This window comes from Nocardia sp. 852002-20019_SCH5090214, from assembly GCF_001665865.1.
In the GTDB taxonomy this organism is placed as follows: Bacteria; Actinomycetota; Actinomycetes; order Mycobacteriales; family Mycobacteriaceae; genus Nocardia; species Nocardia nova.
Genome location: NZ_LZMK01000212.1, coordinates 1 through 11,891 on the forward strand (window position 1 = coordinate 1; position 11,891 = coordinate 11,891).

The following is an 11,891-nucleotide window of genomic DNA, read 5'->3' on the forward strand; positions in this document are numbered from 1 at the left end:
CCACGCACCCTTCGCGGTAATCCCCATCGCCTTGTGGTCATACCCCGCCGAACCACCCGACGCGAACGCATCACCCAGCCAGAAATCGTATTGCTGCGCAACCTCGTTCGCGATGTCGGAGAATGTGGCGGTCCCCTTGTCGGCGGCCACCACCAGATAGGTGTCGTCACCGTCGCGGCGCACCACCCGCTGCGGCGGAATCACCTCACCACCGGCGTGGTCGACATTGTCGGTGAGATCCAGTAGGCCCGAGATGAAGGTGCGATAGCAGGCGATGCCCTCGGCCTGCATGGCCTGGCGGTCGGCCGCCGCATCACCGGTCGCGGCCGGCGGGCGTTTCACCACGAATCCGCCCTTGGCGCCGACCGGCACGATCACCGCGTTCTTCACCGCCTGCGCCTTCACCAGACCCAGAATCTCGGTCCGGAAATCCTCCAGGCGATCCGACCACCGCAAACCACCACGCGCCACCGCGCCGAAACGCAGGTGCACGCCCTCGACCCGCGGCGAGTACACGAAGATCTCGAACTGCGGCCGCGGCCGCGGCAATTCCGCGATGGCGTGCGGATCGAACTTGAACGACAGATGTCCGGACGGATTTCCGTCGTCGTCGCGACGGAAGTAGTTGGTGCGCAGGGTCGCCGTGATCAACCCGAGAATCGCCCGCAGGATCCGGTCGGTGTCGAGACTCACCACGGCATCGATCTCGTCCTGCAGCCGCGACGAGATACCCGCGGCCCGCGCGGTCGCTACCGGCCCGAGGTGCTCGGGATCGAAATAGGCGTCGAACAATTCGGTGAAGGCGCGCGCGGTGCTCGGCTGCGCCAGCAGCACACGGGTGATGTTGGCGAAGGTGTAGGCGAATCCCGCCTGCTGCAGATACTTCGCGTAGGCGCGCAGCATCGCGATCTGGCGCCAATGCAATCCGGCCCGCAGAACGAGTTCGTTGAGCCCGTCGACCTCGCAATCGCCGAACCACATCGCCGACACCGCCTCCGGCAGGCGTTTGCGGATACTGGTGTCCGGCAGCGATTCCAGCGCCACGGCACGGTCCAGATCGGCCTCCGGATCGCTCTCACCGGTGCCGCGCAACACGTTCGGCGCGACCCGCAGGCCGAAGTCGTAGATCCACCGGGTGCTGGCGCCGGGCAATTCGAGCCGGTAGGGCTTTTCCTCCACAACCTCGATGCCGAGGCTGTGCAGCAGCGGCAGCACCCGGCTCAGCGACACCTCGGTGCCGGCGACGTACAGGGTGAATCGCCACTCGCCCGACGGGGCGCCGGCCGTGCGGTAGAGATCGGTGTCGATCTGCCCGTCGGCCAGTCGCTGCAGCCGGCACAGATCGTCGAGCGCCCAGGCGGGTTCGTATTCCTGCTGATAGGTCGCCGGGAACGCGCTCGCGTAGTCCTGCACAACCGGCGCGGCGATCTCCGCGACGCCCGCGGCCTCGCTGACCAGCCGGTCGCTCCAGCTCCGGGTGGTCGCGAACAGCAGATCCTGAATGCGTTCGCGGTTCGATTCGGTGATGTCCGCCGGTTCGGCGTCGGCCCCGCGGTGCACCGTGAAATAGACGACGGCGAGCTCGGATTCGGTGACGCGCGCGGAGTAGGCGATCTGCTCGGCATCGAATTCTTGGCGCAGGATCTCGTGCATCCGCAACCGCACCTCGGTCGAGTAGCGGTCCCGCGGCAGGTACACCAGGCAGTACACGGCGTTGCTGCCCACATCGCGGCGCAGGAACAGCCGAATCTGGCGCCGCAGCCCCAAATTCATGACGGCCGAGACGGTTTCGAAGAGACGGCGCGCATCGGTGGAGAACAGTTCGACGCGCGGGAAGGTCTGCAACATCTCCAGCAGCGCCTGGCCGGAGAACGAATTCAGCGCCAGGCCCGCCCATTCGATGACCTGGTGGACACGGCGCGAGATCACCGGGATGTCGAGGATGTTCTCGTGGAAGCCGCTGACGGTGAAGGTGCCCACGAAAACGTGTTCGCCCACTACCTTTCCGGCGACGGACGGGGTGGTCTCGGCCGCGTAGTCGGCAACGCTGACCACGTACACATCCGGTGAGCCCGGCAGCAGCGAGTCCAGCGAGCCGTTGGACAGCCGCAGAATCTGCTCCGAACCGAGTGCGGGCGTGCCCACGTCCACACCGGAACCGTTGCGCAGCACACCGAGACCGGTGCCCGAAACCTGTTGCGGCTCAGGGCCGTCGGCACCGGGATGCACACGATAGTAGCCGTATCCCAGCAGAGTGAAATGCCCGGAGGTCAGCCAGCGCAACAGCTGTGCGCATTCGGCCGCCTCGGTGGCCGAGGGTTGCGGCACGGAATCCAGCCGCGCGGCCAGCGTTCCCATCGTGCGGGTCATCGCCTCGGTATCGTGGGCGACCTGGCGGATCTCGCCGAGCAGCGGTGGCAGCGCCCGCTCGATCCGGTCCAGCACCGCGTCGGAATCCCCGGCACCCAGCTGCACATGGATCCACGACTCGGCGACGACGTTTCCGCTGCCCTCCGACCGGCTCGCCGAATTCGCCTGCGCCACATCGAAACCCTCGCTGGGCGCGATCGCCCGCAACCGGCCGCGCCGGTCCCGCAGGACGTCGAAGACCGGATGCACCACCTCGGTCACGGTGGCCCCGAGGCGCTGCAGCGCCGCGGTGAGCGAATCCACCAGCAGCGGCATATCGTCGTTGACGATCTGCAGTGCCGGACCCAGACCGCTGCCGTCCTCGGCGCGATACAGCCTGGTCACCGCGGTCCCGGGCCGCCGCCCCGCGGCCAGCTCCAGATGATGCCGGAAGATCTGCTCGGCACGGTCGGTGATCGTCGGCGCCGCGGCTCCCGGCTGAATCCAGCGGAAGTACACCGCCTCCAGATCGGTCGGATCATCACGGAATCGCTTCCATGAAATCGTCTGCTGGGTTGTTGCCACCATCGACCCGTGCCTTCCCGAGATCGGAATCGGTACCGCAGTATTGCGGACTGTCTGAACGTGCCGTTAAACAACGGCACGTTATTTAGTGTAACAAGGATTGGGCGCCGTTACCCGGTTTCTCAGCGAACCAAACCGGATCGGAACAGAAATGTCTGCGCGCCTGCACGATTCGCGAAACTACCCGTCTCGAGATGCAAGCCCGAATGCCTGTCGGCATACCAGACGGTAACCGCGGGGCCGATCGCCACGAAGGCCGTACCGTCGGACACGATCGCCGCACCCGAGGTGCGCCAGCGCCCGATCGTGTCACCGATGCGATCCGGCGGATCGGTGCGCACGGTGAAGGTCAGCGCTCGCCCGCCCGTGATCCCGCCCGACAACAACGGATCGTCCGCGGAGACGACACAGGAATCACCCTGTCCGCCCGACGCCGGCTGACAGGTCGATACCGCGCGCATCAGTTCGGGCAGCGTATCGACCGGTGTCAGGTCGCCGATGGCGGGCGCGCCCGTCGAACAGGAGCGCAGGACCAGTACGGCCAGCAGCACCAGGGCGACCGCGCCACCCAACGCCGCCTTCCACTGCCAGGCCGGAAAGACCTTGGCTTCTTCCTTTTTCGCGTCCGTCGCGGCTTGTTCGCCGCCGGACGCCGCCTTCTCCAGACCACTGGCGAGCTTCTCGGCGCCGATGATCACCGGTGCGATACCCGCTGCGGTCCGGCCCAGTTCGCCCAGCACATCGCCCACCGCCTTCAGCGGCGCCCCGCAGTGTCCGCAGCGGGAGTCCGCACCGCTGTTGCGATGCGAGCAGTACTCACAGGTCTGATGCGTCGAATTCACTGGCCGGTGACGACAATCGAAGAGATGGCGGTGGTGTTGATCGAGGCGTCGCCCTTCGATTCCAGGATCGTCAGCGTGATCTTCGACGCGGTCACCGGTGGACTGATCTTGGTTACCACGAGGCTGCGCTGATCCATCGTCTGCTGGGTATAGGTGGTCACGCCCGGATCGTTGAACCGATAGGACACGCGGCTCACGGTCCGGAACTTGGCCCACTGGTCGGCGCCGTCGGAGCCGATGCTGTCCCAGCCGGGCACGATCCCGATGGAGTCGATCCGGTAGGTCTTGCCCAGATCGATGGTCAGGACCTGGCCGTCCACCCGATAGGCGCGCACACACGACCACGCCTTGTCCGCCTGACCCGAGAACGCGTCCATGCCGGGCGTACTGCCGGTGGGACAATGGGATTCGGCCGCCTTCACCTGGATCGCCGTGCCGGCGGTCAGCGATTCGGACGGTTTGGGGGCGGCGCTCGGCGGTGCCGCCGCGGCCGCCGTGACGACCTTGACCTGGTCCCCGCCGTCCTTCTTACCGCCGGTGGTGACCAGCGCCAGCACGACGATGATCGCCAGCACACCGGCCAGCGCGATCGCCACCTTCGGCTTGCGCACCATCGCGAGCAGCTGCTGCGCCGGCGCGGCGGCGCCCGCCGGGGCCGCCTTCTCCGCCTTTTCCGGCTGTGCCGGCTTCTCCGGTTCGCCCGCAACGGGTTTCGTTTCGGCCGTGCCCGTCCGATCGAGCCGGGCGCCGGCCCGATCGGCGAAATCGGAGGTGAATTCCAGGCCCGACGGTCCGTCCAGGGATTCGCCGTTCAGCAGCGCCATGATCCGGTCGCTGGCCTTGGGTCCGCTCGGCGGCCGGGCGGCGCCGTTGGCCGGAGGACGAGACGATCGGTCCGATCGGTCCGGGGCGGATTCCGCCGGCGGGACGGACACTCCGACCGACACCGGATCAGCGGCGCCGAGGCGGTCGGCGGCTGCGGAGGCGGTGGACAAACCCGGCTCCGACAGCAACGCGTCCAGGACCGCGCCTCGATGGCGCACGAAGACGTCTGCGGGGTCCTTGTCGGACATGTGTGCGATGGTATCGGGACCGGAATACAGTCCGCGCCAAGCCTATTCCCGCTGGAGAGAAGTTCGGTCCGGCGGAATCAGCGGCCGGATTCGGCCGCCACGAAATACTCCGGCGGCACATCGAAGACACGGGCCAGGGCGATGATCAGATCGAGCCGGGGAATCGCTTCGCCGTGCACCAGCCGGTACAGACCCGACTGCGACACCGGAACATCCGGATAGGCCAGCTCGAGATGCTGGGCCAGCGAATACAACGTCAGCGAACGGGTCGAGCCGTCCTCGGTGGATACCACCGATTCGGCGATCAGCTCCGACAATCTGGCCGAGAAGATCGCCGCCGCCGCTTGCCGCGGTGTCAGTTGCTCATCGGCGCCGGACTCACGACGCTCGGGATCGAGCACCCCGAACTCGCCTCCATTCTGGTGTCTGTTCTGTGGGTCTCGATCAGAAGATTGCCTGCCGTCCGCTGCGGAGTCCGCTACCACGTTGATCAACACTACCGTCTCACCTCGTCCGATTCGGCGCCGACCACATGAGCCGGACCTGCCGGCGGCATCGATCCGCCACCCGCCACCGTGATCGCCGGAGGTCCGGCTGCCGGTGGATTGCCCATGGAGTCCAGATATCTGGTTTCACCTCGCGGCTCGATCAGATCCACGCGCACCGTCCGCATCGGAATGCTGACGTCGATGGCGGTCTCGCTGACCTGGTCGATCGCCAGATCGGCAGACCGCCGACGGGGTGCGCCGGGTTCGCTGATGGTCACCGTCGTGTGCGCGGCGGAGGCGCGCGGAGGTATCTGGTCGAAGACCGCGATGGTCGCCTGTGCGGCAGCCGCCGGGGTCTGCTCGGCGTCGGAGGCGTCGGGCGCCAGCCGTAGCGAATCCGGATCGCCCACCGCTGTGACGAGCTGCTGCCAGCGCTGCGGCCGGGCCGAGTGCACTTCCACATCCGCGCCGACGACCATCGCTCGCAGCACGATCTGCTGGGCGACCGGAAGGTCGGCGTAGACATCGATCGTGCGGTGACGCGGGTTGTATCGCACCGGGTCGAACAGCGGCAACGCCAGCGTGTGCTTGGGCCTGCCGCTGATCGAACCGAGGATCTGACCGCTCGGGCCGATCGCGATGGTCAATGCGTCCAGTTGCTCGGGAGTCGCCGTGTCGCCTCCGGATTCGGTGCGTGGAATGCGATGGACCGAGGTCGATGTGGGCAGACTCGCGCGCAACGCGTCGGCCTGCCGCCCGCCCAGCGGTCGCAGATATCCCGGCGGGGCGACCGAGGATGCCGGGCCCACATAACGCACCAGGCCGCGAGCGCCCAGCGCGCCGCCTGCCAGGCTGACCACCACCGTGGTGCGCCCGCGGTGCCACGACCAGCAGTCGTCCAGGCCGGCGTCGCCGAGCCGGGTCCAGTCGATCAGGTAACTGGTGACACTACGTCCCGGCACCGAGGATTCGAGGTGATGCCACGTCTCCCGCAGATCGGTCAGTTCCACACCGGCATGTAGCAGGCGGATCGCATCACCCAGCGCTTCGGCGGGCAGCGCGTGCGCCGCCATCCCGCGTTCCCGCAGGCGACCGGCGATGCGATGGGCGGCCGAAGCCAGCGCCCGGGGAGCGGACTCCGCCACCGGCCCTCGCCGCACGAGGGCCTCGAGGTTGTGCTCCGGATCCAACCGCAGCACCAGCCAGGTCATGCGGTCGCCGACCACCGGGTGCGGGCCGATCAGCTGGTCGTAGAGCATGCTGTAGCTGCCGGCCGGCCGCACCCGCTGACCGGTCGTGACGATGTCGATCTCGATCCGGACCCCGAACTGGTCGAGCATCGGCAGCAGATCCTGCACCGGGACGGTGTCCTCGGTATAGAGCTCCCGCTCGGCGATGACGGTCGGCAGGTCCAGATTCGGCGCAAGCTGGACCATCGCCACATACGACGATCCGTCCTCCCGGACACCGCAGACGCCCGCAGCCACCTCGACGTCGCGTAATCGTGCCGGCCGATGGCGGAGATCCTGGCGGGCCTGCCGCCCGAAGCGGTAGTCACACCAGTCGAGCAGCCAGCGCACCGCGGTTCGCTCGCCGACACGCACCGTGAGCGTGATCGCCACGACCGTCGCCGCCGCCGGTGCGACCCACCACGGCACCCGGCCCCACAGGCCCGCCACGGCGACGCTTCCGACGATCACCACCGCCGCCAGCGGTCCGCGCTCGGGCGCGCCGGCTCCGATCCTGGGAAAACTCACCCACGCCTCCGGACGATGGAGTTGGCATAACCGGCCCCCACCCCGAGCAACAGCGCCACCGCCACGACGACGAGTGCCGTGATTCCGGGACGCCGGTCGGCCGGACGCCCGGGTGGCGGCACGATCAGGGCCGAGGTACGGAACAACCCGCTCGGCGCCTGCGGCGGTTCGGAATAGCCGAGCGACGCGGCCGGATCGATCACCCCGGCACCGACGATGTTGTCGACCCCGCGGGCGGGCGCATGCGCGCCGGCCTGCAGTCGCGCGGCGATCTGGCCGGGCGTCTCGTTCGGGAACCGCGAGCGCAACAGCGCCGCCACCCCGCTGACGTAGGCCGCGGCGAAGGACGCGCCGCCCACCGGAACCATCTTGTCGCCGGCTCCGACGGCATTGATGAGCCCACCACCGCCGGGACCGAGCGATTCGATCCCGGTTCCGGGGGCGGCCACCGAAACCCAAGGGCCCCACAGTGATTCGGGCATCGGCGCGCCGGTGGCAGTGGTGAAGCCGACCGTCAGCACATCCGGCGCATACCATCCGGGCGTCGAAATCGTCTGAACGCCTTTCCAATTGCGCGAATCGGTCGGCCGGCTCGGATCGATATCGGGGTTCTGCTGACAACCGGCCTCGCCGGTGTTGCCCGCACCGGCGACGATGAGCGCACCGCGCACGTGCACCGCGTAGCCGACAGCGGCCGCGAGCATCGATTGATCGATACGCGCATTGGCTCCGAGGCAGACCGGCAGCGCCACGGTGATCACGCCGGCGCCCAGATTCGCGGCATGGGTGATCGCCCGGGCCAGGGTTCGGATCTGGCGGGCGGGTTCCTCATCGGAGTTGCCCGCGTCCGGACGTTCCAGGCTGAACGCACCGGACCGGTAGCGAATGGAGATCACGCGCGCGTCGGGCGCTACCCCGGCGAATCCATCGGCCTGATCCGGAGCCGCGGCGATGATCCCGGCGACGAGGGTGCCGTGCGCATCGCAATCCGAGAGCCCGTCGCCCCCGGCGGCGACATAGTCGCCGCCACCGACCAGATTCGGCAGCCGGGGATTCGGAGCGACACCGGTGTCGATCACCGCGACGGTGACCCCGGTGCCACGACTGAGCGGCCGGACCCGCCGCAGATCCAGCGCGCGGTCGGACGGCGGGACCTGGGCCAGGTCACTGCCCGGCAGTACGCCCGCGGCCAGGCAGCCCTTGTCTTGTTTGGTCGGTTGTTCCGGTCCGGGGGGCCCGTCCGGCGGCGCGGCCCCGACGATCGCCTCGGGCGGATCCACCGCCGCGGCCGGGGCGATGACGGCCGCCGGCGCCACCGTCAGCGCCGCCACCAATCCGGCGAGCAGCATGCTCACCGGTCTGCGCATGATCATCAGATCGCTCGCATCGCCGTGTATATGCCCATGATCCAGAAGGCGATCACCGGAATCAGCAGGATGAGCGCGTACTCCACCAGGTCGATGACTCGTCGCGTCACCGGAGACAGGCGCCGGCCGGGCAGCCGCAAGGCGGCGACACAGGCCGCCACCGCGGCGACGACGAGCACCCCGACGACAGCCAGTCGCGCGTAGTCGGTGCCGTACGCGCCGACGGTGACCGCGGCGACCCCCACCGTCGCCACCGCCGAGGCCGCGCACAGCGAAACCGCCTGCACCCGATCCGGATACCAGCGCGCCCGCATGACGAGAATGCCCGCCACGGCGGCGCCCAGCACGATCTCCCGGATGCCACCGGGCGCCTGCTCGGCGGCCACGACCACACCTCCCGCAAGCAGCGCCGACACCGCCGCGATGAGACCGCGCAGGCTGGTCACGGCCAGCCGGGCGCGAGTTTCGATCCTGGTGTTCGGCCGCAGTTCCCGCTCCGGGTCGACGCTTTGATCGAGCTGATCGTCACGCACGGTTTCCGCGTCGAAGATGTCGGTGAGCGTGGCCGGCGCCACCTCGTTGCCGGGGTCCGGCAGATCCGGCGGCCGGATGCGCGCCGCGACCACTGCCAGTCGCGGTGCCGCGGTCAACAGCACCGCAGCGGCGAAGACGATTCCGCCCGCGACCTTTTCCAGAGATACATCGAAGTAGGTCGGGACCAGTGCCGCGAAGGCCAGGACCACTCCGAGGGTCGCGACCGCGGTCAGCGCCGAGGTGCCGGAGTCGCTCGCACGCAACATCGTGACCGCCGCGACCGCGGCGACCACCGCGCCGGCTGCGATATTGGCCGCGGCGAAGCCACCCGGCTGGCCGTAGGCCGGCGGCACGAGCATCGCGCCGCCCGCGAAAAGCAGTGGCAGTGCGGACAATTCCAATCCGAGGACGACGCCTGCGGGCGTCCTGCCTCGTCCCGCGACCACGGCGGCACCCCAGCAGGCGGCGCCCAGCAGCAGCGCGGGCAGACCGCACCACCACAGCGACCCGCTGCGAGTCCACGACCAGGACAACAGGACCGTCGCCACCACCGCGCCGACACCCAGCGCCGCGGAACCGACCGTGGCAACGGTTTCGGAATCGAACTCCGCGAATTCGCGCTCGTTGATCGCCGCGAGTGCGTCGGTGATGTCCTCGACGACCGGAGTGAACACCTCGGCCGACTCCACCACGGACAGCATCAGCACCGTGCCGTCGACCACGTCGTGGTCGGCCAGGCTGCGCCATCGCGGAATCGGCTGCTCACCCGGCCGGGCCAGGCTCCACTGGCCCGCGGGTGGCGTGAAATCCACCGTCTCGTCGTCGATCGCGCGGTCGAGCACCCCGAGCAGGTCGTCGATGAAGGTCTCCACGGCGAACTTCGTCGGAACGACCACATCGACCTGATAGGTCGCGACCAGGACCGCGATCCGTGCCCGCGCCACCTCGGCCTGTTGCGCCGCCGCCCGTGGGGCGGCGCCCGGCGCCGCGACGGCCGTGCTCATCGGCGGGCCCCGCTCGTCGCCGCTCCCGGATAGCCGGGGAATCCGTCACCGAGGCCGGCCGCGAGTTCCTCGAAGGCCAGCAGGGTGGTCTTGTCGAGCAGGCGCAGATCGATCTCACCGCCCTCGGCGAGATGCTCGTCGTACGGCACCACCCGCGTCGGGCGCTGCGCGGTGGCGAAGAGCTTCTCGATCTGTTCGACCTCGACGGTCGGCTTGACCGGTTGCTGATGCACGATCGCCACCACCGAACCGGCGATGAGATGTTGCAGCCCATGGGAATTCAGCCAGTTCAAGGTCGCGACGGCACCCTTCACGCCGCCGACGGTCGGGGGTGTGACGACCACGATGGCATCGCTGGTCTTCAGCACCATCTGGGTGATCGAATCGAGCACGCCGGTGCCGCAGTCGACGACCAGTAGGTTGTAGTGCCGCCGCAGCGTCTCCACGGCGACACCGAATTCCCGGCCGGACAGCGCCTCGATCGACTCGGTACTCCACGGCGAAGCCAGCACCGCCAGATCGGCGTTGTTGATGGACGTGAACGAATGCACCGCCGAGAACGCGTCGAGATTGGCGGCCTGCGCCATATCGCGCAGGGTCAGCCCGTAGGGGTGCGGCGCGGTACGCGAGGGCAGATCACCGAAGTCGGGGTTGGCATCCACGGCGACCACGCGGTCGGGCCGCAGCCCGGCGAACGTGGATCCGAGGGTCGCCGCGATCGTGGTGCGGCCGACGCCGCCCTTCACACTGATCACCGCGATCTGATAGGGCGCGTTCAACTGCCGTCGGATCCGGGCGCGACGGTCCTCGGTGCGCTGTTCGGCCGGCGACAGCCCCAGACTGAAACCGACCTTGTTCAGCGCACCCCGCATGCCGCTCGTGGACTTGAGCTGGGCCCGGCGGGCAGCGGTGATATCGGCCAGCAGATCCATCGAGGTCAGGGTCGCCGGCAGCACCTCGACCCGGGCGGCGGCCTCGGCCTGGCTCAGCCGGTCCGGAAGCTGGGATCCACTCGCTTGCGGTTGCTGCCAGGCCGCGGGACGGCTCTCAGGGGTAGCCGGCTGCGGCGTCCACGATGTTTGCTCGGCGCTCGCGGTCCATGCCGCGGTAGTGCCCTGTCCGGTGGCGGACGGTGAATCCGGTTGCACCGACGCGTAAGCCGCGGGGGTACCGGCGTTCGTGGCACCGGTGGCGGACGCGGACGCCGGTGACGGCGCGGATGTGGATGTCGCCGGTGCGCCCGTCTGCGGCGCGGCAGTCTGCGGCGCGGCAGTCTGCGGCGCGGCAGTCTGCGGCACGGCAGTCTGCGGCACGGCAGTCTGCGGCGCGGCAGTCTGCGATGCGGCGGTGGGCGTGCGCGGGGCAGTGGTCGATCCCTGCGGCGCGGCGGTCGCCGCCTGTGCCGTCCCGGCCTGCGCCGGGTTCGCGACGGGTCCGGACGTTGTGTTCTGTTGTCCCACCGTGGTGTTCGTCGTGCCGCTGTCGGGCCTGGGCGCGCCGATATTGCTCGATCCGCCGGGCGCCGGATTCCGCTCACCGCTCGCACGCAGATCGCCGAAACCGCCGTAGCTCTCCCGCGCGAACGCGGCTCCCGCGGGCGGTACCGCCACGCCGCCGGACGCGGGCGTGCCGGTCGGCCCGGTAGCCGGCTGGGGTCCGCCGGCCGACGGTGAAATCGGTTGTGCGGCGGCCGCCGCCGATCCGGCGGAGGTTGGCGCCGCATCCGGCCTCGAGGCCGACCGCGGCATATCGTCGTTCGTCATTTCGGCGGCTCCGGCCCGCTCTGCCGATTCGGGGATCGGCGTGAAATAGGCGTCGTAACCACCCCGAGCCCGCACGGACTCGGCCGTATGCCCGTTCGTATCCGGTGCTCGGTTCATATCCTCATCCTT

At 69.1% G+C, this 11,891-nt stretch carries 8 protein-coding genes; all 8 read right to left on the minus strand.

Going from position 1 to position 11,891, the window contains the following annotated elements:
* Positions 1-2,937, minus strand: a 2,937-nt coding sequence (locus A5780_RS16865; RefSeq protein WP_197521771.1) for an NAD-glutamate dehydrogenase domain-containing protein, incomplete at its 3' end; no start/stop codon positions are given.
* Positions 2,938-3,056: 119 nt separating this feature from the next.
* Positions 3,057-3,776 carry a hypothetical protein gene (locus A5780_RS16870; RefSeq protein ID WP_030518522.1) on the minus strand — a complete coding sequence of 240 codons (720 nt, stop codon included), beginning with the start codon at positions 3,774-3,776 and terminating at the stop codon, positions 3,057-3,059.
* Positions 3,773-4,849, minus strand: coding sequence for a discoidin domain-containing protein (locus tag A5780_RS16875; protein WP_064908903.1), 1,077 nt, complete (start codon positions 4,847-4,849; stop codon positions 3,773-3,775). The genes A5780_RS16870 and A5780_RS16875 overlap by 4 nt, the downstream gene beginning before the upstream one ends.
* 77 nt (positions 4,850-4,926) lie before the next feature.
* Positions 4,927-5,250 carry a helix-turn-helix transcriptional regulator gene (locus A5780_RS16880; RefSeq protein ID WP_051757256.1) on the minus strand — a complete coding sequence of 108 codons (324 nt, stop codon included), beginning with the start codon at positions 5,248-5,250 and terminating at the stop codon, positions 4,927-4,929.
* A 95-nt stretch (positions 5,251-5,345) separates the two neighbouring features.
* Positions 5,346-7,094: a type VII secretion protein EccE gene (gene eccE / locus A5780_RS16885; protein ID WP_064908904.1), complete on the minus strand. Its 1,749-nt coding sequence runs from the start codon at positions 7,092-7,094 to the stop codon at positions 5,346-5,348.
* Entirely contained in the window at positions 7,091-8,467 is a 1,377-nt protein-coding gene (gene mycP / locus A5780_RS16890) for a type VII secretion-associated serine protease mycosin (protein ID WP_063019345.1), read from the minus strand. The genes eccE and mycP overlap by 4 nt, the downstream gene beginning before the upstream one ends.
* Positions 8,467-9,999, minus strand: coding sequence for a type VII secretion integral membrane protein EccD (gene eccD, locus A5780_RS16895; protein ID WP_064908905.1), 1,533 nt, complete (start codon positions 9,997-9,999; stop codon positions 8,467-8,469). Before eccD ends, mycP begins: the two co-directional genes overlap by 1 nt.
* Entirely contained in the window at positions 9,996-11,879 is a 1,884-nt protein-coding gene (locus A5780_RS41920; protein ID WP_231982985.1) for an AAA family ATPase, read from the minus strand. Before A5780_RS41920 ends, eccD begins: the two co-directional genes overlap by 4 nt.
* Positions 11,880-11,891 lie beyond the last annotated feature (12 nt).

Bases quoted from the DNA above. Each gene is read 5' to 3' on its own strand.
- eccD (WP_064908905.1), bottom strand. From the start codon at position 9,999: ATGAGCACGGCCGTCGCGGCGCCGGGCGCCGCCCCACGGGCGGCGGCG.
- A5780_RS41920 (WP_231982985.1), bottom strand. From the start codon at position 11,879: ATGAACCGAGCACCGGATACGAACGGGCATACGGCCGAGTCCGTGCGG.
- mycP (WP_063019345.1), bottom strand. From the start codon at position 8,467: ATGATCATGCGCAGACCGGTGAGCATGCTGCTCGCCGGATTGGTGGCG.
- A5780_RS16875 (WP_064908903.1), bottom strand. From the start codon at position 4,849: ATGTCCGACAAGGACCCCGCAGACGTCTTCGTGCGCCATCGAGGCGCG.